Raw genomic sequence first — 24,602 nt, 5'->3', positions numbered from 1 at the left:
AGTTATTAACTAAAATTGAATGAAATAGGAGTTTTATTTCCCTAATGGAAAATTTATACCAACGGCAAATGCTCCAGAAAATTGTTCTGCACTTTCATGAAAGTAATAAGTGAATGCTAAATCTACGTTATGATTTTTACCAAGTTCAAGACCTAAAGAAAATGGTATATGAAACAAAAAACCACTCTTATTAATGTTTTGAGTAAAAGTTACAGTTTCAAACGAACCAACAGAAAAACCCACGCCTATTTCAATAAAAGGTGAAACATATGGAATTGGTGCTTTAATTCTTGTTTTTAAACCAGTCATAAATGCATTTGCTGTTGATTTTAGTTCCGGTGGCAAAGAAGAGTCATTGTTGTCTCGGTCTTTTGTTAAGATAACACCAGCATAAGGTCTAAAATCTACCCAAGACGCAGCCTTTAATACCAATTCGCCTTGTGCATAAAAACCCGAACCATAGACATCTATATCTTCGTAAGGTGCACTAAGACCAAATCCTACAGATGTATTAATGGATTTTTCTTTGATAAACTGGGCATTCATAGATGTGAATGATAATCCCAAAATAATAATAAGTAGTCTTTTAATCATGAGTACTATTTAAAATTTTTGATTGATAATAATTTGTGCAAGAAAATAAGCTTATCCGATAATCATTCCTGCAATAGTAGCTGAAATCAAAGAAGCGATAGTTCCTCCAATTAAAGCTTTCATTCCAAACTTAGAGAGTTGCTTGCGCTGACCTGGAGCTAATGAACCAATACCTCCAATTTGGATACCAATAGAGGCAAAATTGGCAAAGCCGCAAAGCATGTATGTTGCCATAATTACAGATTTGTTATAGTTTAAGTGTGTTGCGTTAGCGACATTTTTTAAGTCTGCTAGCTGGATGTAACCTATGAATTCACTAGCTGCTAATTTTATACCTAAGAGTTGCCCCATAAGCGCCATATCTTCTTGTGCAACACCAATAAGCCACATTAGTGGTGCAAAGGTGTACCCTAAAATTAATTCTAATGATAAGGATTGGTAAGGTGTATTCGCCACAACCCATGCATTAATCGATGTGATATCTCCAATACCTCCAAGTATGCCATTAATCATAGCAATAAAAGCAACAAAAACCAAAAGCATAGCACCAACATTTACGGCTAACTTTAAGCCTTCGGTAGTACCATTTGCAATAGATTCTAAAATATTAGAACCAATTTTTTCTTGAGATACTGAAACGTCCGTATTGATTTTTTCAGTTTGTGGGAATAATATTTTTGAAATTACGATTGCACCAGGAGCTGCCATTACCGACGCGGCTAATAAGTGTTTTGCGTAGAATAACTGTAATTTTGGGTCATCACCACCCAGGAAACCAATATAAGCTGCAAGTACTGCACCTGCTACGGTTGCCATACCACCAATCATGACGAGAAGAATTTCTGACTTATTCATCTTTTCTAAATAGGCCTTAATTAAAAGAGGCGCTTCGGTTTGACCTAAGAAAATATTACCAGCAACACTTAAACTCTCTGCGCCAGATATTTTAAGGAGTTTGGATAATAACCAACCAAAGGCTTTGACTACTTTTTGGATAACGCCCAGATAAAATAGTACAGATGTTAATGCAGAGAAAAATAAAATAGTAGGTAACACTTGAAAGGCAAAGATGAAGCCGTAAGAATTGACATCCATTACACCGCTAAATAAGAATTCACTACCTGCTCTGGTAAAGTCAAGTATATTTATAAAAACTTGTCCAACACTTTCAAAAACAGTTTTAATAAAGCCTACTTTAAGAACGCCAATTGCAATTATGAGTTGAAAGGCAAGACCAATTCCTACAGTTTTCCAATTGATGGCTCTACGGTTACTGCTAAATAAAAAGGCAATAAAAATAAGAGTTATCATTCCTAAAACGCCTCGCCATAAACTAGTTATGGAAAAGCCTTTACTCTCAATTATAGTATCTTTAACCTCTTCCTTTGGAAGATAATCTGGATGATTTGAAGACACATAGATTAATACGTCATTTCCGTTTTTTAATTTTAAAGAAGTAGAGTCTTGACTAATGATTTCATAGTATACATCAACAGTTGTTGGTGCTTTTTGTTTAAATACAATTAAGTTATTGTTTTGAAGCCAAACACCTTTTTTGAATATATTGTTTAGTATGGCAGTATATTTTCCATTTTTACCTAGATTTAAAAATTCCTTTCCTTTAACAAACTTTTTTTCTATTGAGACACTGTCTGGATATTTTTCATAAATGGTATAACTATTCAGTTGCCAATCATTAATTTTATTATCCTTGATTTCAGAAATTTGTATAGATTTTAATTCATTTGGTTTAACCTCTAGAGTGTCTTGTTGAACTTCTTGATAATTCTTTGCATTAAGTTGAGTTAATCCAAAAAAAATAGCTACAATAGCTAATAGAAAATTTTTCATTAATTATTAATTTAACGCTTAGAGATTTCATCTCTTATCTTAGCAGCAGTTTCATAGTCTTCATTAGCAACTGCTTCGTCTAAAAGCGTATTGAGTTCTTCTAGAGTTTTTTCTTTATAGATGTCCTCACCGAATGCAGCAGTTTCAATCTCTTCAGCAATAAGCTCATCCATTAAAATACTATCATCATCTTTTTCATCCTTATTAGGATTGACTTTAAGATAAATGCCAGCTTTGTCCAAGATATTTTTATAGGTAAATATTGGTGCATGAAAGCGTAATGCTAAAGCAATAGCATCGCTTGTGCGTGCATCAATAATTTCTTCAATAGTATCACGTTCGCAAATAAGACTTGAATAAAATACGCCGTCTACGAGCTTGTGGATAATCACTTGTTTAACCACAATGTTAAAGCGGTCTGAGAAATTCTTGAATAAATCATGAGTAAGAGGGCGAGGTGGACGAATCTCTTTTTCTAGAGCAATGGCTATAGATTGTGCTTCAAAAGCACCTATCACAATAGGTAGTTTACGGTCGCCATCAACCTCATTTAAGATTAAAGCATATGCGCCATTTTGCGTCTGGCTGTAAGAAATGCCTTTTATGTTTAAGCGTACTAAACTCATAGTTTACTCGGTAATCGATATTTTAAATATTTCGAAAAAACTTTGAAATATCTATATATCTTGTAAAATACAAAGAACCGTTTAAATTTTGAATTTACCAACTAATGGATTCATCTAAACGGTTCTTTAATCTATTTTTAAACGCAAAAACTATGCGTTTTGTGCTTTAAAAGCTCTTAGTTTTTCTGTGAGTACAGGAACTACTTCAAACGCGTCACCAACAACCCCATAATCAGCAGCTTTGAAGAAAGGTGCTTCTGGGTCGGTGTTAATAACGACTTTTACTTTAGAGGCACTGATACCTGCTAAATGTTGTATGGCACCAGAAATACCAATGGCAATGTAAAGGTTAGTTGCCACAGGCTTTCCCGTTTGCCCAACGTGTTCTCCATGAGAGCGCCATCCTAAATCCGAAACTGGTTTAGAACAAGCTGTTGCTGCACCAAGGACTTCTGCTAAATCTTCAACCAATCCCCAATTTTCAGGACCTTTTAATCCGCGACCACCTGAGACTACAACATCTGCATCAGCAATAGTTACTTTTCCAACGGCTTTATCAACAGATTCTACAGTTACTCCAGAATCTATGACAGAAGCTGAAAACTCTTCTACAGAAGCAGAACCTCCAGATTCTACCAAGCCAAAAGAATTGTTAGATAGTCCTATAAGCTTAACATCTGTTGAAATTTCTGTGTTGGCGAATGCTTTGTTGGTAAATGCTGTACGTTTTACAGTAAAAGGTGCTAGGCTTGATGGCTTTTCAACCACGTTAGAAACATAACCTGCTTCTAAGCTAACGGCTAATAATGGTGCTAAATACTTGCTGTCTGCACTTGAGCTTAGAACCACAACTTTTGCATCTTCTTGCTTTGCCGCTTGCTCAATAACACCAGCAAATTTCTTTGCATTAAATGTTTTTAAAGCACCGTTTTTTACATTAAGAACTTTAGATGCTCCGAAATTTCCTAAAGCGTCTGTGTTTTCTGTATTAACAGCAACTGCAGTTACGCTAGTTCCCATTTCATCGGCAATAGCTTTTGCGTAAGAGACACATTCTAGAGCCGCTTTTTTTAATTTTCCGTTTTCTGATTCTGTATATACTAAAACTGACATAATTTCTTTTTTAAATAATTAAAACTTAAATCCTAGCTGAAGATTAAATTACCTTCGCTTCGTTATGAAGTAAGTTTATTAACTCATCTATATTATCAGCATCAACTAATTTAACTGCACCTTTTGGCGCAGGCTTTTCAAAACTACTTGCTAAGGTTTCGGCATTTGCACCTACAGGTTCAACAACATTTAATGGCTTTTTACGTGCCATCATAATCCCTCTCATGTTTGGTATGCGCAAATCACTTTCTTCAACTAAACCTTTTTGGCCACCAATGACTAAAGGAAGAGTTGTAATTACAGTTTCTTTACCGCCATCAATTTCTCTTGTAGCATTTGCATTTGTACCATCAACTTCCAGATTGATACAGTTGGTGACAAAATTTGCTCCTGTTAAAGAGGCTAACATTCCAGGAACCATGCCGCCATTATAATCAATAGATTCTCTTCCGGCAATTACTAAGTCATAACCACCATCTGTAACTACTTTTGCTAATTCTTTTGCAACTGCAAACCCATCTTTAGCTTCCGTATTTACACGGATAGCAGAATCGGCACCAATAGCTAAGGCTTTACGTAAAGTAGGTTCTGTTTCAGCACCACCAACATTTACAACATCGACAGATGCTCCTTGTTTTTCTTTAAACCACATGGCGCGAGTTAAACCAAATTCATCATTTGGGTTAATTACATATTGTACACCGTTTGTGTCAAATTTTGTATCACCTTCTGTGAAATTGATTTTTGAAGTCGTATCCGGTACGTGACTAATACACACTAAAATCTTCATAATCTATTCTTTTTTGTTTTTATAACTTTAGTTTTTTTACGATAACGTTATCGTAAAACATTCTGAAACACTTTATTTTACAGGGTTTTAGATATGAAAACTACCTTTAAATTAAGTGGATACGAAGATAAATACTTTTTTTTGAATATTTACTATGCGTGCATAATAAATTTTTAAAAACTTTCACAGCTTTAATTTTTGTTTTATTGCTATTTTTGTTCTTACTATAAAAAGAAAAGAATGAAGACAATTCAATTTAGAGAAGCAATTTGTGAGGCAATGAGCGAAGAAATGCGCAGAGATGAAAGCATTTATTTAATGGGTGAAGAAGTTGCTGAATATAATGGTGCTTATAAAGCATCTAAAGGTATGCTTGATGAGTTTGGTGCTAAGCGTGTTATTGACACACCTATTGCAGAACTTGGTTTTGCAGGTATTGCTATCGGCTCTACGATGACCGGCAATCGACCAATTGTTGAGTATATGACATTTAATTTCTCCCTAGTAGGTATCGACCAAATTATAAACAATGCTGCAAAGATTAGACAGATGTCTGGCGGACAGTTAAAATGTCCAATCGTTTTCAGAGGTCCAACAGCATCTGCAGGTCAGTTAGCTGCAACGCACTCGCAAGCTTTTGAAAGTTGGTTCGCAAATACACCAGGATTAAAGGTGGTTGTGCCATCTAATCCATACGATGCAAAAGGGTTGTTGAAATCCGCCATTAGAGATGATGATCCAGTTATTTTTATGGAAAGCGAACAGATGTACGGCGATAAGGGTGAAGTGCCAGAAGGCGAATACACAATACCATTAGGCGTAGCAGAAATTAAACGCGAGGGTACAGATGTTACGATTGTATCATTTGGCAAAATTATAAAAGAGGCTTACAAAGCGGCAGAAGAATTAGAGAAAGATGGTATTTCTTGTGAAATTATAGATTTGCGTACAGTTCGTCCCATGGATAGAAAAACTATTTTAGAATCTGTAAAGAAAACAAACAGATTGGTAGTTTTGGAAGAAGCATGGCCATTTGGAAATGTAGCCACTGAAATCACATATTTAGTACAGTCTGAAGCCTTTGATTATCTCGATGCGCCTATTGTAAAAATAAATACGGCAGATACGCCAGCACCATATTCACCAGTATTATTCGCAGAATGGTTACCAGACCATAATGAAGTTATAAAAGCGGTGAAAAAAGTATTGTATAAATAAATAAATTGCAGTTTTCTGCGTTTAATAAACTTCATCCTCTATTGTAGTACTATTTAATACAGTAGCTGATGAAGTTTTTTGATTATGAAGCATAAATTACTCCTACTTCTTATAACTTTAAATTCAATAATTACTTTGGCTCAGACCAAAGTTAGCGGTTATGTCTTTGATGAGAGTAACCAACCTATTGCTTTTGCAAGTGTAATCTTTAAAGGTTCTACTGTTGGAACAATAACCAATGAAGATGGTAAATTTTACCTAGAATCTGATGAAAACTGGGATGAATTAGAAATTTCTTTTTTAGGTTTTGAAATACAAACTTATAAGTTGTCTAAGCGAGTTAACTACGACGTAAAATTTACGTTAAAAGAAGAAGCAGCTACTTTGGATGCTGTGGTTATTGTTACAGGAAAACAATCTAAAAAAGCATCTGAGAATCCTGCTATTCGTATTTTAAAAAAGATATGGGAGCGCAAGCGACAAAATGGTGTTAAACAATTTAAACAATACGAATACGACCAATACGAAAAAGTTGAATTTGACCTAAATACAATTGATAGTACGCTCATAAAAAGTAAGCTTTTCAGAGGTATGGAGTTTGTTTTTGAAGAAGTAGATACCTCACGTGTTACTGGAAAAACTTATTTACCTATTTTCTTAAATGAATCTGTAAAAAAGGTATCAGGTGATAACGAGCTAGGTAAAAAGCGTGAAGACTTAGTTGGAAACAAAAACTCTGGCTTTAGTAACAATCAAATTATTATAGATTTTATAGACGATTTATATTCTGATTATGATGTCTATGATAATTACTTAAAGTTCTTTGACAAAAGTTTTGTGAGTCCGTTAAGTCGCACTGGAGTTCAAACTTATAACTATGTGTTATCTGATAGTGCTTTTATAGATAACAAATGGTGCTATAATATTATTTATTACCCAAGACGAAAAAATGAATTAACTTTTAAAGGTGATTTTTGGGTCAATGATTCAACTTATGCTATAAAGGAAATTAATCTTCAGGCTTCAAAAAGTGCCAATATTAATTGGGTCAAAGAAATCTATATTGAACAAGAGTTTGAAGTACTTAATGATTCTGTATTCTTAATTAAGCGCGATTACTTTTTATCTGACTTCGCTTTAAATAAAAAGGAAAAATCACGAGGTGTTTATGGCAAGCGAACCACGCTTTATGATAATTACAAATTCGATATTCCAAAAGACAATGAATACTATGATACCGAAGTCTATAATTACGATGCAGACGTCTATAACCGTGAGGATGATTTTTGGCAACAGAATAGGTTAGAAGCACTAAATAAAGATGAAAAGGGTGTTTATAAGATGTTGGATACTTTGAAGACTGTAAAGAAGTTTAAGCGTCTTTACAACTTGGGAAGTATTCTGGCATCGGGATATATAGAAATACCTAATCTAAAAATGGATTATGGTCCCATATTCTCTACATTTGGCTTCAATGATGTTGAAGGATTACGGCTCCGTGGAGGTGGAAGAACATATCGAGGGCCAAATGATTTGTGGCGATTAGAGGGTTTTTTGGCCTACGGATTTAGAGATGATAAGTTTAAATACGGTATTTCTGGAAAATGGCTTTTAGACAAAAAAAGTAGGTTGACCATTTTTGGAGGTAATCGCCGCGATGTTGAGCAAATAGGTGCAAGTTTAACGAGTTCTACAGATGTTTTAGGGCGGAGTTTAGCATCTTCAGCAGTAATAACTACTGGCGCCAATGACAAGTTGACTAATATTAATTTGTCTAATCTTGGTTTTTCCATAGAGCCATTACGAAATGTAGTGTTTCGACTAGATGGAAGTTACAGAACTTTAAGTTCAGCGTCACCCACATTTAGTTTAGATTACAACGATACCAACTCATCAACAGGAATTTCATCTGAAGTTAGCCAGTTTGAAACACGACTCTCATTAGCCTATTATCCGCAACGTCAAATGACAGGTTTTGGAGTAGAACGTAAAGAGAAGAATGATAATTTTGCACGCTTATTCGCCCAATTAAGTCGAGGAGATGAAGGATTTTTAAATAGTGATTTTGATTATACTAAAGTTCAGTTTTCCTACATTCAACCATGGCAAGTTGGTGGTTTTGGAAGATTAACCACATCTTTAGAAGCAGGCAAAACATTTGGCGAAGTTCCATTAGCATTGCTTAGTGTTGTGCCAGGTAACCAAACTTTCTTTTCTATTTATAACACATTCCCACAGTTAGATTTTTACGAGTTTGTAACCGATACATATACTTCTTTACACGTAGAACATAATTTTAACGGACGTGTGTTTTCACGCATACCTTTTTTAAAAAAGTACAACCTTAGAGCAATTCTAGGCTTAAGAGGTGTGTGGGGAGAATTATCAGATGAAAACAGATTGTTAAGTACTACAGGAAACCCAGCCCAAATAATGCTACGCGCACCAAACTCCAGGGTCTACTATGAGTACAGTTTTGGTGTGGCCAATATCTTTAAGGTATTACGAATAGACTTCAACTTTAGAGGTAATTATCTTGATTTACCTGATGCTAGACGTTTCGGAATCACGGGAAGTTTTGGATTCTTTTTCTAACCTTCTTAGTTGTTTAAGCGTTTCACCCAAAAACATATGTAGCTATAAGTTGTTTGTCAATTTTAAGATGTATGTCGTATTGTCCATATTTTTTTAAAATATGTGTAAGCTTAAGTTTTTGATTTTGAAAATCAACTAAATCCGGCTTTACAGTTTTAGTACTTATACCATCATCAATAAGGAGTGTAATATTCTTGTATTTTTTATTTGGTTTTAGGATATATTCAAAAATGCTAAGAACGAAATTGTAGAAGCGGTAGAGGTTATTATCGAGGATACTAAGTATGTGGTTAAAGTAAGTGCCAAATTAGCAGTAACTATGCAGAATTATGAAGAAGATAACTATGAAGATTTTGATGAGTAAGATTAAATTGTAATAGGCTTCCTTAAAATAACTTCCCAAATAAATACTAAAAATACAATAGCGTATTCAATAGCTATTATCCAAAGATTCTCGGACTTATCGGCTGTTCCAATATTTAGATAAGACAGATAACTCAATACAATTACCACACTCCAAACTAATGGGAATCTATATCTTGTAAATACACATAAAACAACTAATGTAGCTATGTACCAAGGATGAACCGTTGTACTTAAAAAGAGATAGCAAGTAAATGCTAAAAGTATTGAACTTACCAATTTTGGGACATCGGTATTTCTTTTAAAGAATGAAAGATATAGAATAATAAGCAGAGCAATTACAGGTAGAATTTTGCCCATCGTTTTAATTTCATTGTAATCCGTAATCCAATAACCAATTTCTCTAGCGATATAGTAAATACTGGCGTTAAATTCAAAATTACTAAACCAAAGGCCAACGGTTTTAGAGTAATTATTTATAAAATCTAAAGAGAAAAAAGGAAGAAATAGAATGATGGATGTACCAATAACAATGATGTAAAACAAAATCAGATTCGTCATTCTGAGCGTAGTCGAAGAATCTTTTTTCTTTTTCCAAAACCAACCGACAAAAATTGGTAAAAACATCAATGGAATTAACTTTACAGAGATAGAACAAGCCAATATTACAGCAGCTAATTTCCACTTGCAAGAATATAACAAATATAAACTCCAAATGAGGAAGAAAATCATAACACCTTCAAAATGGAGATTACCTATTAATTCTATAATAATGAATGGATTTAAAATATAAAACCAAATACGACTAGAGGGAAGTTTTAAGGCTTTTAAAAGTTTTTTGCCAAAATAAAGTGTACCAATATCGGCAGCAATAATTAAAAGTCTTAAAGTAATTATGGCACCAGTAATACTTTTTCCTGAAAATAAAGCGGCAATATAAAAGCAGAGTTGATTAATCGGAGGATAATTGGTGAAGTGTGAAGCACTTAATGCGCCCATGCCCATATACAATTCTTGTGCTTGAGCAATGGGGAACTCTTTATTTTGAATAAATGATTCTGGTGTGTATAAGTAAGGATTAAAGCCTTCAAAAAGCATGCGGCCATCCCAGATAAAGCGGTAAAAATCTTGTGATAGATTTGGGATTACTGGTAAGAAAATTAACCGAATTAAAACTGAAGCTAAAACTAAAAAAGCAAAATTGAAGCCTGCAGATTTCTTTAATATGTAAGCTATAACAAATAATAAAAGGTAAAGTAATACTAGTTTGGTAGCTTCTGTACGGACTAAATCATACGCAAAGGTAGCATACAATATTAAGCTTAGTAATACGCAAACCAGAGGTGTTTTATTGTATTTTAAAAAAGTTAAATTTAAAAGCATAAGCTAAATTGAATCTTAAATTTAGCTTAAAAACAATTAAGCTTTAGAACTTAATGATTTAAAAAAGACATAACCAAAACCAATAAAAAGCATTAAGTGAAACGGAAATAACCCAAAATCACCGCCTTGGTCACCAACAACAAAAGCACTGTACATACCAAAACCAAAGTAAAGCATTAATAAGCCTTCGATAATTACGTGAGGAGATACTTTTTTACGTAAGTATTTATTGCCTTTCCAAGAGTCTTTTAAAGTACTTATATTAAATTTTGGAGTACGTACAAATTCACTACGTTTGCCCATATGTCCTTCTATAACTGCGATTGAGTTGTGTAAAGAAAAGCCCATAGCTATTGAGAAAAACGTGAAGAACATTCCTATATAACTGAAGAACTTTTTGAATCCGCTACCATAAATATTTTTGTACATAAACCAATAGCAAACAAAAAAGATAATAGTACTAGTTACAAAGAAGCTCATAATGTAAAAGTAGTTGCGTAAATGTGCATACTCATTCTTAATGTAAAGCATTGGAATACTCAATATGGCAACTGTAAATATGCTTAAAAACATGGTGCTATTTAGTAAATGTAATAGTCCATGAATCTTTGTTTTAGTTGAGATGTTTTTAGAAGTTATAACGCGCTTCAACATTTTTCTAAAGTTTTCAGCACCACCTTTATTCCAACGGAATTGTTGTGAGCGTGCTGCGCTTATCACTACAGGTAATTCAGCTGGAGTTTCCACATCTTCCAGATATTTAAATTCCCAATTTTTTAGTTGTGCACGGTAACTTAGGTCTAAATCTTCCGTTAGTGTATCGCCTTCCCAATTACCAGCATCTAGAATACATGCTTTGCGCCAAACACCTGCAGTACCGTTAAAGTTAATAAAATGCCCTTTGCTATTTCTACCTACTTGTTCTAAAGTAAAGTGAGCATCTAATGCAAAAGCTTGAATTTTTGTAAGTAAGGAATAATTTCTATTAATGTGCCCCCAACGCGTTTGTACAACGCCGACTTTGTCATTTTTAAAATAGGGAATCGTACGTTTAAGCCAATTGGGTTTTGGTAAAAAATCTGCGTCAAAAATGGCGATAAATTCACCCTTAGCAATTTTAAGTCCTTCTTTTAGTGCACCGGCTTTAAATCCGCTTCTGTCTGTGCGCGTAATGTGTTTAATGTCTAATCCCGTTTCGGCTAAGTTTTCAATATGTTGTCTGGTACTTTCTACTGTTTCGTCGGTAGAATCGTCAAGGACTTGTATTTCTAATTTTTCTTTTGGATATTCAATTAAAGCTATGTTATCAAGAAGTCTATCCATAACATACATCTCATTAAAAACAGGTAGTTGTATGGTTACATAAGGGATTTCATCTGGAATTGTAATATCAAACTTTTCGCAAGTGTCTTTTTTCTTTTTTGAAGACAAGTAATTATAAAGCAAGTTAAGTTGCGCCAAAGCATACATAAAAATAAGTAAGATGGCTATCGTGTAGATGGCGATTATGGTGTATTCTAAGAACATTATTTAAAGCTGTATTTAAAAATCCATGATAGGATTTTTACGCCTGCAAATATAGCACCTTTTACGGTTCCTGAAACTTTTGAGACGCCTATTCTGTTGCGATAATTTACCGGTATCTCTTTGTAACTGTATTTTCGTTTTAAGGCTTTGAGTTGCATCTCGACCGTCCAACCGTAGGTTTTGTCTTCCATTTCTAGGGCTAGAAGCTTATCGTATTTTATGGCTCTGAATGGTCCTAGGTCTGTAAAAGTTGAACCAAAGAAGAGTTTCATTAGGCTTGTCGCTAGCCAATTCCCGAAAATTTGAGGTCCAGTCATGCTACCCTCTTCTCGTAAATTTTTATCTCTTGCGCCAATAACAAAATCAATATCATCTTCAATAATAGGAGTAATAATTTTTGTTAATTCCTCTGGGTAATCGCTATAATCTCCATCTAAAAATACGATGATATCTGGCTTTTGAGTTTCGTCTAAGCTAGCAATGTACTCCATGCCCTTAAGACAGGCGTAACCATAACCTTTTTTGTTTTCAACCAATACTGTAGCGCCTGCATTTAAAGCGTTTATTTCGGTGTTGTCTGTAGAGTTATTACTTACGACTATAATTTCTTCAACAACTTTAGGAATATCTGCTATGACTAGAGGAATAGATGCTTCTTCATTGTAGGCTGGAATGATAACTTTTACCAAAAGGAATATAAGTTTAGTTAGAATTGTAAAAATACAATTTCTTATTTTTGATTAACTAAATCCATAAGGTTAACATCGTTCCCTAAAAGAATCTCAGTAGGATTAATACGACCTTTCATAGAATCGTTTTCTAGTTTAAGTACGCCACGAGGACAAACAGCAGAGCAAATCCCACAACCTACACAACTAGAACGTACAATGTTTTCCCCTTTTTGTGCATAGTGTCTAACGTCGATACCCATTTCGCAACTGTTTGAGCAATTACCGCAAGAGATACATTGTCCACCGTTGGTCGTAATTCTAAATTTTGAAAATAAACGTTGTTGAAAACCTAGAATTGCTGCCATTGGACAACCAAAACGGCACCAAGCACGATTACCTAATATTGGATAAAAACCTGTACCTATAACACCTGAAAATATAGAGCCGATGTAAATACCGTATGCTGATCTAAGAGCGCCACTTTTAATATAAAATACATGTTCAGTTGTTCCAGTAAAGTGTAAAATAAGTAGTAACACAATTGTAATAAAGAACCCTATAGCACCAGCTCTTGCATCTTTACCTAATTCTTGACGTTTAAAATACATAACACTAACAAAAACTAGTGTTAAAAACCCAATAATAAAACTTATAAATACATCTCTAGTTAACCAGAAATCATTTTTATCGTAACCCAAATAAGTGTATACCATAGCTGTAGTCATCACTACAGAAAAGACCAAAACGCTATGTACTAACCAGCGTTCTAATTTCCAAGCAGATATCTTTTTGGAGGATAAGTGTCTGAATGAGTCTCCTGCAGTTTCTGCTAATCCGCCACAACCACAAACCCAGGAACAATAAAATCGTTTTCCAAATTTATATGTAAGAATTGGAGTTATTACAAATATGGATAATATACCAAAAACTAAGAGTGCTAATCCAATATTTCCGTTTGATAGAAAGGCATTAACAGACCATTCGTCAAAAAGATAATAGTTAAGTGGCCAAATACTTTTGAGATCATAGTAAGGTAGGTCATTATTCATGACGTACATGAATTCTGGGATTAAAAAGGCAAACCCTAATTGAAAAAACATCACCGAAACAGTACGAATTTGTTGGTAACGATTATGTCTATATTTTAAAATAAATTTATAGCCAAATGCTAAGATAGCTAATGTGTAAAGTGTACCGTAAACGAACCATTGACTTGCATTTCTGCCAGATAGTAGTTGACTTAAAGGGTCGAATAAAGAAATCAGTCCAGTGTTACCGCCGTCAACGCCTTGTCTCAAACCTAGATATTTTGGATAGAAGTATAGTACGATGTAAAAACTAGTAAGCACTAACCCAAGAATCCAACCCCAAACTCCTCTTGAGGAAATAGATTTAAACCATTGTCCATCATTTTTAATACCTTCTAATTTTGTTAAATACGCTTCACGAGAATAAATAACCGTTCCTATAATAATAAAACCTAAAGACAAGGTTAGAAATAATGCTTTGTTAGGAAAATTGGTATTTAATAATGCAAGTGTTAATATAAAAAGACCAGTAATACCAATAGCTAAAGCTACTTTTTGTTTTGTAGTAATGTCTAGAGCATCAGGTTTAGCCAAAGACATGCTGTGATTTATTTTGTTACTCATGGTTAAGCGGTTTGTAAGTTTTGGTTGTAGGCAGAAAGAATATCTTTTTCGAATTTATTATAAAATTCAGGGTCAAAATTAGCCTCTGACAAATTGTTTATAACATAGTCAACATCCCGTTCTTCGGTTAACCATGTGTCAAAAGTTTCATGTCGCATGCGAATACCAAAGGTATTGATGCCTAAAAATTTATTAGTGTCTTTATGATAAGCTACTGTGATACACTTGGTGTCATCTTCGTGTTTCCAATGAAAATGAGCTTCTTCGTCCTTTTTGTTACGTTCACTAAATACCCAGCCATAAGTTTGATATTCAATATCCATAAACTTTGCAGAATTAAACCAATGTCCTGGTTTGTATTCAATGTGGTTTCCACAAATGGTTTGTGCTAAAGTTTCGCCCATCATTCGTCCTGTATACCAAACGGCTTCAATTGGGCGACGATTACCAATAGCTTCATGCTGTTCCGCGCAGTCACCAATAGCATATACATCTTTTATATTTGTTTCTAGAAAACGGTTTACTTTTACGCCACGACCAAGCTCTATTTCAGAATCTTTTAAAAAATCAACGTTTGGAGAAACACCAGCTGTAAGTCCAACAACGTTGCAAGGAATTTCTTCACCTGTTTCTTCAATAATAACGGATTTTACCTTTCCGTTTTCATCAGATTTTATTTCTTTCAAATTTGTAGAAAGTCTTAAATCTATATGGTGGCTTTTAATGTGTCTGTTAATCATTTCGCTTTCGCCTATTGGTAAAACACCATTCCAAAAGCTACTTTCACGTACCAGAAATGTTACGGGAATACTTCTAGAGTTTAACATCTCTGCCAATTCAATTCCAATTAATCCTCCACCAACAATTACAGCACGTTTACAAATTTCATTGTTTGGAGCATATTCTTCAAGTTTATCTAGATCTTGCTTATGGTACATGCCCATAACACCTTCTAAATCTTGTCCTACCCAGCCAAACTTATTTGGCTTACTTCCTGCGGCAATCACTAGTTTATCATACTCTAATGAATCACCCTCAGCAAATTGAAGAGTTTTATTATTGGTATCTACATTTTTTACATACCCTTTTTTAAGTTCGATTCTGTTCTTTTTCCAAAACCAGTTTTCGTAAGGTTGGGTATACTCAAACTTCATATGTCCCATGTATATGTACATTAATGCTGTACGTGAGAAGAAGTAATCTGTTTCAGTAGATACTATGGTGATTTTTTTATTGGATAGTTTTCTGACATGACGTGCTAATGTGACTCCAGAAATACCGTTGCCAATAATGACGATATGTTCCATGTAATATTGATTATTAGTTAAATTATTTGTCGAAGGATTTGTTAAAACCTTAATAACAATCATAAATTTATTTAAATTTAGATATTTTTTTATAATATGGTTTATCATCTTAGATATCTTTTGCTGCTATTTGTTTTGTCGAGTTGTTCAATGAGCGCTCCTGTAAATGAAAAAGTTAATGGTGTTAGTTTCGTCGCTGCAAGAGACGCTGTAGATAGTACGCACATAAAGCCTTTAGTTGCAGTAAATGCAAATTATGCAGCTGTAATGCCATTTGGTTTTATTAAAAATCTCGAACATCCAGAAATCATTCATAATACAGATCGCCAATGGTTTGGTGAGACCCGTGAAGGTGCTAAACAATATATTGAAGAGTTAAGAAAAGCAAAGATTAAAGTTATGATTAAACCCCAAATTTGGGTTTGGCGAGGCGAATTTACGGGTGAAATTATGATGCAGTCCGAAGAAACTTGGAAGGAACTTGAAGTCTCTTACACAAATTTTATTATGGAATATGCTGAATTGGCGGAAGAAGTTAATGCAGAGATATTTTGTATAGGAACAGAGCTTGAATTATTTGTAAAATATAGATCTCAATATTGGTCAGAATTAATAAAGAATATCAGAAATACTTACAAAGGCAAGTTAACATATGCAGCGAACTGGAACGAGTTTAGAAAAACACCGTTTTGGAATAAATTGGATTATATTGGGATAGATGCTTATTTTCCTTTAAGCGATAAAAAAACACCTACGGTAGTAGATTGCATAAAAGGTTGGCAAAAACATAAATCCATTATACAAGCACTTTCAAAAGCTAATAAAAAGCCTGTTTTGTTTGCAGAGTTTGGCTATAGAAGTGTAGACTATACAGGAAAGCAACCTTGGAGTTACGACCGTAGTATGAAAAATGTTAATCTACAAGCACAAGTAAATGCAACGCAAGCACTTTTTGATGAATTTTGGAAAGAAGATTGGTTTGCTGGTGGTTTTGTTTGGAAGTGGTTTATAAAGCATGATAAAGTTGGAGGAAGAGACAACCACATGTTTACACCTCAAAACAAACCTGTAGAGTCTGTGATTACAAATCACTACAGTAATTATTAATTTCTTTCAGAATTATATAGATTTAATGGTACCTGTATTTGCTTCTAATTTTTAAATAAAATTAATTTGAAGCCAATAATCAAACGATAAACCAATAATCAAACCATAACCACTAAATATGCTGATTTTTAGTTTAAATACTTTTTGTAATAAGCATACAATTCATCTGCTGAAGCACCAAACCAACGTTTTACATAGATAGTCCAAAAGTGGTATTGTACTGTCCAGATACCATGGCGTTTATATAGACGCGCTGAGGTTTTATTTTTTTTATTTATGACTACAAACTCTTTTCGTTTGTAGAGTTCATTAATTAGAATATTGTCTTCATAGATAGTGTAAGATTCATCAAAACCACCAATATCCTCAAAAAGTGTTTTGGTAATAAATTGACTTTGGTCACCACCACGACAAGCACGCCATCTAAATTTGGTTAACCAACTTGCGAGTCTTAACCACCAATGCTTATTATCAAACTGAAGTCTAAAGCAGCCTGCATTATTTCCTTTTTTGATTTCTTCTATAATGTAGTGGGCGTAATTTGGAGGCGGAAAAGAGTCTGCATGAAGAAAATAGAGAATACTTCCTTTAGAGTTTTTTGCTCCGATGTTCATTTGTTTAGCGCGACCTTTTTCTGAAGTCAGTAATTTTACTCGTAATTCGAGATTTTGTATAATGTTTTTTGTGCCGTCAGTACTGCCGCCATCAACCACTATAATCTCTGAAATATTTTTTAAATCAGCACAATCCACCAAGTGATTGAGCAGTTTTTCTATAGTTTTAGCTTCGTTTAAAACAGGGATTACAATGCTTATCATAAAAGTATATACAAACTAAATGCAGTGTAAGTTTTAATTATTTAAACCCCAATTGTAGTCTTTGAAACTTTTCTTGGCTTTTGAAGAAATCTCTATCTCCCTATACTTATTTAAGAAGTCAATAAGAGAGCCTTCGGTTTTAAAATCTTTGGCAAACCATTTAAAGATTTTTGAAAGTTCAAGACTGTTTTGAGATATATTATTTCGCTCTGTATCACATAAAAACTCTTTCGTAGCTTCTGTCAATTGTGCGTCTAAGTTGGAAGCTGTAAACGCTTCATTCTGTAGTTTTGGGCAAGAGTATGAAGCACAAACAATAGCAAAATGGATTCGTGGTTCATCCATTTTGCGGAGAATATTGTGCTCAATATGGTTAAGATTTAGCCATTTGTCCCCAAACTTCCATAGACGTTGACTCCAAGGGTCTTTAATTTCTTTTATGCTTTTAAGAGGATAGTTTCTGAGTATTAAATCTATAGTTAGAGCGTTGTAGGCATTTATCCAATAGGCTAATTTTTCTTCTTTAGATGCATTTTCTTTTGGTATAAAGTTTTGAATCGTCTTTATGTAAAAACGTAATCCTTTATAATCTTTTCTAAAAGTTTCATAATTAACATTACCATTGTCAGAAACATGAGTTACTAAAAAACTAGTCCAAAATTCATCAGCACTATTAAAAGTTCGTTTTGATAAATCTTGATGAAATTCCAATGAGTCGGTTTTACGAGGTAAAACTTCTTTAACCTTAGTTAGGGTAATTGAATCGCTCATTAGTTTTTTTAGATTAATATTATCAACAGTGACATCTTCTCTAATCATGAAGTCGGTATCCTTTTTGATTTCAACTTTAGGCTCAACTTTTTTAGCTTCAGTATTATCAATAGCTTTTTTATTACCGCTACAAGCGGTAATTAAAAATAGAATTATAAGAAGTACAAACTGTTTCATTCTTTAGACTCTTGTAATTGAGAAGTATAATTAAAGATGACTATTTACTTATAAATAAAATTTAGCAACATCCACCACCATCATAATGGTAAGTCGATTCGCTAATAAAGATGTCATCTCGCCCTAAATCTGCTAAAGCTCCAGCGGTTTTATCGCAGATAGCAATTGGCTGGTTCTTTAATAAAATATGGCCTTTTTTATCATCAAAATAATCTTGGTCTCCGAAATAAATTGCTGCTTTACCTGTAAAAATACAAGGGCCATCTTTTGGCATTGGGTCTTTAATGGCTGCAACTTCAATAGATTCTATGTAGATTAATTTTTCTGTTGGGTAATTTTTTGGGTCAAGAATACGGTACGGTTTGCGAGCACGAATTTCTATTGTCCCAAAACCGGCATCTGTTAACGCTTTAACATATTCAGCAATTGGTAAACTACCGCTTAAACATAATGCACGCAGTCTATCGTCGTTACGCAGCCTATCGTTCATAGGTTGCTCGCATGTTGGGTCACTCATTACTAAGCGTCCGTGAGGTTTAAGTACACGATACATTTCGTCAATAGCTTTTTTTAAATCATCAGCTTTAAAAATGTTGAATAAGCAGTTTTGTGCAGCTACGTCAATACTATTGTCTTTAACAGGCAAGTTTAATGCGTCTCCTTTTTTAAGATTAACAAATTCACTTTTAAACCAATCGTTTTGTTCTTCAGCAATTTTGAAATTTTTTCGAGAAGCCTCTAACATTTCATCTACAACGTCTACACCTATGACACCGCTTTTTTGACGGTTAAAGTATGAGAATTGTAGTAACTCCATTCCGCCTCCAACACCAACATAGAGCATTTTTGGGTTGTTGGTTAAATCACGCACATTTACAGTGCTACCGCAGCCGTAATTCATTTCTTGCATGATTTTAGGAATCTTTAAACCTGGTAATTCCCAAATAGGATTCGTTGTACAGCATAGGCCAACATCTGGCGTTAGTGCTGCTTCTTTATATAAATCGTTTGTAGCTTCTAAGTAACTCATAGTTTTTAGTTTCCAGTTGACAGTATTTAGTTCGCAGTATAACTGAATACTGCTAACTGTAGACTGCCTACTTATTTTAAAGTGTTTTAATTAATTCTGTAAAAAGAGTAATCATATTTGGTTCTGCTTTACCAGCCATGGCAATAATTTCAGCAATATCGACGGGCTTTAGATTATCTGGGTCGCATTCATCCGTCAAAACTGACACTGCAGCTGCTTTTAATTTTAAATGATTAGCAACTATAATTTCAGGAACCGTACTCATACCTACAGAATCTGCGCCTATTATTTTTAGCATTTGGTATTCTGCTCTAGTTTCTAATTGTGGGCCAACAACAGAAGCATAAACACCTTCGTGTAATTTAATATTATTAGATTTTGCTATTTCTTTAATTTTGGAATTGATTTCAAGATTATAGGGTGCACTCATATCTGTAAAACGTTCGCCTAAATCACTCACGCCTTTAAATGCTAATGGCGAACTGCCTTGTAGATTAATATGGTCGTCAATAAGCATGATTTCACCTTTTTTGAAATTGAGATTTATAGCACCAGCAGCATTTGAGACTAATAATGTCTTAACCCCCAATTTTTCCATGATGCGTACAGGAAAAGTTACGTCTTGCAATGAGTAGCCTTCATAAACGTGAAAACGACCTTGCATCACTACGACTTTTTTTTCGCCTAAAATACCATAAACTAATTTTCCTTTGTGAAATTCAACAGTTGCAGTTGGGAAATTTGGAATATGATTATAGCTCACTTCTGCAATAATATCAATTTTATTAATGAGTTGTCCAAGACCTGTTCCAAGGATAATACCAACTTCAGGATTATCGAAGCCTTTGCTTTGTAAATATTCTGTGCTTTCTGTTATAAGTTTTATCATTTGCTATAAAATGGCTTTAGTTCTTCATAGTGTTGCATGTCTTCAAAAGTATCAATATCATTTAATTCTTTTAACATGTAAACAGAGTTATTTTTTAAATCATTAAGTGTTTCTGCTCTTACTGATTCTGTTCCCCAGTTTTTATTTTTAAAAATGTTTTTATGAAGATTTTTCATACCTAGAAGGTAGTAGCCACCATCTTCAGCTGGTCCAATAACTATATCATTTTTATCAAGTTTTAAATAAGCTTTTTCAATAATCTCATGGTTTAAATCTAACAGATCACTACCAACAATAATAACTTTTTTAAAGCCTTCTGAAAAAAGTGCTTTAAAAGCATTCTCCATACGCTCACCTAAGTCATTTCCCTTTTGAAGTCTTTTATTAAAAAAAGCATTATGCCAGATATCGCCTTCTTGAATGTTTTCAGAATAAAATACAAAACGTTTTCCACTAATTTGTTTAGCAACACTTGCAGTGTGTTGTAGTAAATATTTATAAATATCTAAGGCTTCTTTATCTCCAATAGATTTTGCTAAACGCGTTTTACATTTTCCAAGTTTGGGGTTTCTGGTAAACACTATTAATGCTTTAGAAGTCATTTTTAATTTTTTTTGGTAAAGTAATTCAATTCTGTTTAAATTGTTTTTCTGTGGTCATAAAAAAAACACAGATAACTTATAAAAGTGACCTTTTTATCTATCTGCTTTAGTGGGTACAAAAAAAAATATTATTTTGGACTTTATAAATATTAAAAAAAATGAAAAATACTCTCTTATTTTTGGTCTGCATGTCTATGCAATTTATCTATTCACAGGGTAATAATGTGGTAGTTGAAAATTCTTATTCAGATTATATTAAAATTGTAGATGTTTATGAGAGTAGTAGCGCTACGGTTGTAAAACTAGAATTCAATCCTATTCAAGATATAACAGGAACACTACATTCACCATCAGGGAAATCACCGTATGTAATTACAGATAAAAAAGGAAACAGATATGCTCTTAAGTCACAATCTGGATGGAATGGTTCTCTGACAGGAGGTTTTGGTTCCAAATCACTTAAGGCAAACAAAAAAGTAACTGTGAGTTTGTATTTTAACAAGTTAAAAAATTTTACAGATATTTATTCATTAACAGAGGTCGATTGTGAAGGAACAAATTGTTGGAATTTTTACGATATAAAGGTTAAAGCCGAGGCAACAGCTACTTTAGATAAAACCTGGGTGGATTACGATGTTACAGATGCAGATGGTAGTTTTGGGTTTAAAGTCCACACAAAATTTTATATCAATCACATGAAAGACCAGCCTTTCTATTTGAAGTATAGATTAATGAAAGGAGATGAATTTTTAAAAACCCCAGATGCGAATTACAGAAATATATCAGGACAAATTGAGTTAAAGAGTCGTTTAAAAACTCCATACGTTAAAGCTGTTTATAATGACAAATCTATGTTTTTGCCTTATAAATTGTTACGAGAGCAATTGCCTGAAGGAGTCAATAAGATAAAGGTAGATATAGATTTGTTTAATGAAGATGGAACATTACTAAAACACTTAGGCTTTAAGGAAATAACTTACACAAAACGTTAGGTATTATTAATCTAGTAATATAGGTTTGCCTTTTTTTAACCATTTACTCCATGTTTTAGAGAAAGCATGAATACTATCTGTTATTTTTTCTTTGGAATTGTAAACTTCGAAGCCTTTATTTTTCCATTCAAAAATGCCACCATACAAATTTTTGACATTTTTATAGCCAGCTTCTTTTAGTTTTTCTCCAATAGTTTCTGATCTAATACCTAATGAGCAATAAACAACAATTGGTTGGCCCTTATCTTTTATGCGATTTATAATTGTATCTATATCGAAAAAATCATAGCCAACATAAATAGCACCTTTCAGATGGCTAACTGCATATTCTTCAAATTCTCTAGTGTCTAAGATTATAGCATCAGTATTATGCATTGCTAATTCCTGAACAGAAATATAAGGCAGGCTTTTATCATTATATTGTTTTAATAATGCTGATAAAGATTTTTGAGAAAAACAAAATGCAGAAAATGTTAATAAGAAAAATGCTATAAATATCCTCATCTTAAAAATTTATGTTACACTACCTTGGCAGCTACTTCCTGCGCCTGCTGTGCAACCATAGCAATGCTGAGAAATTACAATATTTCTACCTTGTAAAAGGTCTTCATTGTAATCTGAAATGTGCTTGACTTTACTATTTACAGGCAATTCTAACATTTGGTTAAAATCACAGTCAAATAAGTAGCCATCCCAACTAACAGAAAGCGTATTGGTACACATCACGTTTTCTACAGCCATAGGATTGTAAGCTTCGACCAAACTATACATGTAATCTTCATAATTTTCTGAAGCAATTAAGTAATCTAAAAATCTAGAGATAGGAAGATTTGTAATGGCAAACAAATTATGAAATTGAATTCCGAAATCTTCCATCAAGGCTTTTTTAAAATCTTTTTCCATAGATGCCTGGTCTCCTGGCAAAAATGCACCAGAAGGATTGTAAACCAAGTCTAGTTTTAAATCGCTACCAGTCATTCCATAACCTACAGCGTTTAATTCCTGTAGCGCCTTTATTGACATATCAAAAACGCCTTCGCCACGTTGCTTATCTGTTTTTCCACGTGTCCAATGTGGCATAGAACTCACGACATGAATATTATGCTTCTTGAAAAAGTCAGGCAAATCGTAATACTTTTTATTGGCTCTGATGATGGTAAGATTAGAACGAACAATAAAATCTTTAACCCCAATCTTTGAAGCTTCCTCAACAAACCATCTAAAGTTTGGATTCATTTCTGGAGCACCACCAGTTAAATCTAACGTATGTGCACCTGTGTTTTTAAGTACGTCAAGAATCTGCTGCATGGTCTCTTTTGTCATTATTTCCTTACGGTCAGGACCAGCATCTACATGGCAATGTTCGCAAACTTGATTACACATGTAGCCAACATTGACCTGTAAAATTTCAAGTACTTTTGCTTTGAGTGGAAACTGATTAGTTTCAGCAATTTTAGTCTTAAAAGTGGGTAACTCGCCATTGGCAAAAATGCCATTTGATAAAATCTCGACTTGTTTATTTGTATTTGCTAAATCACTATCTCTTTTTTTTAGCGATTGTGTTTTCAATTTTGTCATATAAAAACTAATAAGATTTATCCGTCTAATTTATTTATTTTATTCATCATTTGTACTCCATGTACCAGTGTTGCACCACTTTTTATTGCAGCACCAACATGTATGGCTTCCATCATTTCTTCCTTAGTAACTCCACGTTGCAGGCCATCTTTTGAGTAAGCATCTATGCAATAAGGGCATTGCTCTGTATGTGCTACTGCAAGTGCAATTAAAGATTTTTCTCGTGCGGTTAATGCACCCTCTTCAAAAACTTTTCCGTAGTACTCGAAGAATTTGTTGCCGAGTTCTTCGCTCCATTCGGTTATTTTTCCAAATTTTCTTAAATCAGCTGGGTCGTAGTATGTTTTAGACATTTTTAAAATTTTAGATTACATACAAAAAAAAGGAATATAGTTTTTTTGTCGTAGTTAATTCTTAAAGGTTACAGAAAAAATTCTAGAATTTAATCTTAAATTTTTGTAATGTTTTGTATATCAAGTATTTAATTACCCCTTGGGTATTAGCCATTGTTTGTCAAATGCCCATTATAGGCTTTCGTCTTATTTTTACTCAATTCTTTCAAATGGCTCTAAAGCAATTTTATGGTCAATTTACTAAAAAGGAATACTTCTTTTATTGTTAGGTAATAGAATTTCTTTGAACATAAAAGCATTATCAAAACCAATATTTGCAGTGTCAGATTGAATAGCACCAATGTAGATTGGGCAAGTTTCACAAGACGTATATATTTTGCAACCTAGTAATTGAAATGAATTTAGTGTTTAACAGGCACTTCTTATGGCAATAACTTCGGTATGAGCAGTAGGGTCATTTGTTGAGGTCAGGGCAAAATCATACTTTTTTAGACAAAAAATAGTGAGCTATCTACATGATTTTTTGTTGTTTAAGTTATTAATTATTTGTACATTATACTGATAATCAATAACTTAACACAATGAATTCATCAGG

General features: G+C 33.6%; 22 protein-coding genes. 4 read left to right on the top strand and 18 right to left on the bottom strand.

What is annotated here, in order from left to right; genetic code table 11:
* Nucleotides 1–33: 33 nt before the first annotated feature.
* From HKP48_RS00450 to HKP48_RS00430, 5 genes are all read right to left on the bottom strand, one after another.
* Complete coding sequence (locus tag HKP48_RS00450; RefSeq protein WP_296341682.1) at nt 34–594, bottom strand: acyloxyacyl hydrolase; 561 nt, start codon at nt 592–594, stop codon at nt 34–36.
* Nucleotides 595–645: 51 nt separating this feature from the next.
* Nucleotides 646–2,445 (bottom strand): nucleoside transporter C-terminal domain-containing protein, encoded by a 1,800-nt coding sequence (locus HKP48_RS00445; RefSeq protein WP_296341680.1) that lies wholly within the window; start codon nt 2,443–2,445, stop codon nt 646–648.
* Nucleotides 2,446–2,456: 11 nt separating this feature from the next.
* Nucleotides 2,457–3,071 (bottom strand): bifunctional nuclease family protein, encoded by a 615-nt coding sequence (locus HKP48_RS00440; RefSeq protein WP_296341678.1) that lies wholly within the window; start codon nt 3,069–3,071, stop codon nt 2,457–2,459.
* A 150-nt stretch (nt 3,072–3,221) separates the two neighbouring features.
* Nucleotides 3,222–4,184 (bottom strand): electron transfer flavoprotein subunit alpha/FixB family protein, encoded by a 963-nt coding sequence (locus HKP48_RS00435; RefSeq protein WP_296341675.1) that lies wholly within the window; start codon nt 4,182–4,184, stop codon nt 3,222–3,224.
* Nucleotides 4,185–4,227: 43 nt separating this feature from the next.
* Nucleotides 4,228–4,974 (bottom strand): electron transfer flavoprotein subunit beta/FixA family protein, encoded by a 747-nt coding sequence (locus HKP48_RS00430; RefSeq protein WP_296341673.1) that lies wholly within the window; start codon nt 4,972–4,974, stop codon nt 4,228–4,230.
* Between the two features lie 240 nt (nt 4,975–5,214).
* On the opposite strand from HKP48_RS00430, the gene HKP48_RS00425 reads away from it, so the two are divergent.
* Together HKP48_RS00425 and HKP48_RS00420 are read left to right on the top strand one after the other, a co-directional pair.
* A complete protein-coding gene (locus HKP48_RS00425; protein WP_296341671.1) occupies nt 5,215–6,192 on the top strand; it encodes a pyruvate dehydrogenase complex E1 component subunit beta in 978 nt (325 codons plus the stop codon).
* 84 nt (nt 6,193–6,276) lie between these two features.
* Complete coding sequence (locus tag HKP48_RS00420; RefSeq protein WP_296341669.1) at nt 6,277–8,787, top strand: DUF5686 family protein; 2,511 nt, start codon at nt 6,277–6,279, stop codon at nt 8,785–8,787.
* A 366-nt stretch (nt 8,788–9,153) separates the two neighbouring features.
* Here HKP48_RS00420 and HKP48_RS00415 read toward each other — a convergent pair whose 3' ends face one another.
* From HKP48_RS00415 to HKP48_RS00395, 5 genes are read right to left on the bottom strand one after another with little or no spacing between them, the layout of a single operon-like run.
* A complete protein-coding gene (locus tag HKP48_RS00415) occupies nt 9,154–10,533 on the bottom strand; it encodes a mannosyltransferase (RefSeq protein ID WP_296341667.1) in 1,380 nt (459 codons plus the stop codon).
* 36 nt (nt 10,534–10,569) lie between these two features.
* A complete protein-coding gene (locus tag HKP48_RS00410) occupies nt 10,570–12,060 on the bottom strand; it encodes a cellulose synthase family protein (protein ID WP_296341665.1) in 1,491 nt (496 codons plus the stop codon).
* On the bottom strand, nt 12,060–12,758 hold the full coding sequence (locus HKP48_RS00405) for a glycosyltransferase family 2 protein (protein WP_296341814.1): 699 nt from the start codon (nt 12,756–12,758) through the stop codon (nt 12,060–12,062). The genes HKP48_RS00410 and HKP48_RS00405 overlap by 1 nt, the downstream gene beginning before the upstream one ends.
* Before the next feature lie 32 nt (nt 12,759–12,790).
* Entirely contained in the window at nt 12,791–14,383 is a 1,593-nt protein-coding gene (locus HKP48_RS00400; RefSeq protein WP_296341663.1) for a 4Fe-4S dicluster domain-containing protein, read from the bottom strand.
* Between the two features lie 2 nt (nt 14,384–14,385).
* Nucleotides 14,386–15,690 (bottom strand): FAD/NAD(P)-binding oxidoreductase, encoded by a 1,305-nt coding sequence (locus HKP48_RS00395; protein ID WP_296341812.1) that lies wholly within the window; start codon nt 15,688–15,690, stop codon nt 14,386–14,388.
* A gap of 150 nt (nt 15,691–15,840) precedes the next feature.
* Here HKP48_RS00395 and HKP48_RS00390 point away from each other — a divergent pair, with 150 nt between their 5' ends.
* Nucleotides 15,841–16,797 (top strand): glycoside hydrolase TIM-barrel-like domain-containing protein, encoded by a 957-nt coding sequence (locus HKP48_RS00390; protein WP_296341661.1) that lies wholly within the window; start codon nt 15,841–15,843, stop codon nt 16,795–16,797.
* Between the two features lie 128 nt (nt 16,798–16,925).
* Here the strand turns inward: HKP48_RS00390 and HKP48_RS00385 are convergent, their stop codons facing one another.
* From HKP48_RS00385 to HKP48_RS00365, 5 genes are all read right to left on the bottom strand, one after another.
* Nucleotides 16,926–17,615, bottom strand: a complete 690-nt coding sequence (locus HKP48_RS00385; protein WP_296341659.1) for a TIGR04283 family arsenosugar biosynthesis glycosyltransferase — start codon at nt 17,613–17,615, stop codon at nt 16,926–16,928.
* Between the two features lie 33 nt (nt 17,616–17,648).
* Nucleotides 17,649–18,563, bottom strand: coding sequence for a DUF547 domain-containing protein (locus tag HKP48_RS00380; protein ID WP_296341657.1), 915 nt, complete (start codon nt 18,561–18,563; stop codon nt 17,649–17,651).
* A gap of 61 nt (nt 18,564–18,624) precedes the next feature.
* Complete coding sequence (gene arsM, locus HKP48_RS00375; RefSeq protein WP_296341655.1) at nt 18,625–19,593, bottom strand: arsenosugar biosynthesis arsenite methyltransferase ArsM; 969 nt, start codon at nt 19,591–19,593, stop codon at nt 18,625–18,627.
* Nucleotides 19,594–19,669: 76 nt separating this feature from the next.
* Nucleotides 19,670–20,482: a purine-nucleoside phosphorylase gene (locus HKP48_RS00370; RefSeq protein WP_296341651.1), complete on the bottom strand. Its 813-nt coding sequence runs from the start codon at nt 20,480–20,482 to the stop codon at nt 19,670–19,672.
* Nucleotides 20,479–21,084, bottom strand: a complete 606-nt coding sequence (locus tag HKP48_RS00365) for a TIGR04282 family arsenosugar biosynthesis glycosyltransferase (RefSeq protein WP_296341649.1) — start codon at nt 21,082–21,084, stop codon at nt 20,479–20,481. The genes HKP48_RS00370 and HKP48_RS00365 overlap by 4 nt, the downstream gene beginning before the upstream one ends.
* A 158-nt stretch (nt 21,085–21,242) precedes the next feature.
* Here HKP48_RS00365 and HKP48_RS00360 point away from each other — a divergent pair, with 158 nt between their 5' ends.
* Entirely contained in the window at nt 21,243–22,076 is an 834-nt protein-coding gene (locus HKP48_RS00360; RefSeq protein ID WP_296341647.1) for a hypothetical protein, read from the top strand.
* A 6-nt stretch (nt 22,077–22,082) separates the two neighbouring features.
* Here the strand turns inward: HKP48_RS00360 and HKP48_RS00355 are convergent, their stop codons facing one another.
* From HKP48_RS00355 to HKP48_RS00345, 3 genes are read right to left on the bottom strand one after another with little or no spacing between them, the layout of a single operon-like run.
* Nucleotides 22,083–22,580, bottom strand: a complete 498-nt coding sequence (locus HKP48_RS00355) for a rhodanese-like domain-containing protein (RefSeq protein ID WP_296341645.1) — start codon at nt 22,578–22,580, stop codon at nt 22,083–22,085.
* A 9-nt stretch (nt 22,581–22,589) separates the two neighbouring features.
* Nucleotides 22,590–23,645: an arsenosugar biosynthesis radical SAM (seleno)protein ArsS gene (gene arsS, locus HKP48_RS00350; protein WP_296341809.1), complete on the bottom strand. Its 1,056-nt coding sequence runs from the start codon at nt 23,643–23,645 to the stop codon at nt 22,590–22,592.
* A 26-nt stretch (nt 23,646–23,671) separates the two neighbouring features.
* The gene (locus HKP48_RS00345) at nt 23,672–24,007 is read right to left on the bottom strand and encodes an arsenosugar biosynthesis-associated peroxidase-like protein (protein ID WP_296341643.1); all 336 of its coding nucleotides are present in this window, start codon (nt 24,005–24,007) and stop codon (nt 23,672–23,674) included.
* Nucleotides 24,008–24,602 lie beyond the last annotated feature (595 nt).

The organism is Winogradskyella sp. (assembly GCF_013042245.1).
Classification (GTDB): Bacteria; Bacteroidota; Bacteroidia; order Flavobacteriales; family Flavobacteriaceae; genus Winogradskyella.
The sequence above is the reverse complement of the archived record's forward strand: the minus strand, read 5'-3'. Positions and strand labels throughout refer to the sequence as shown.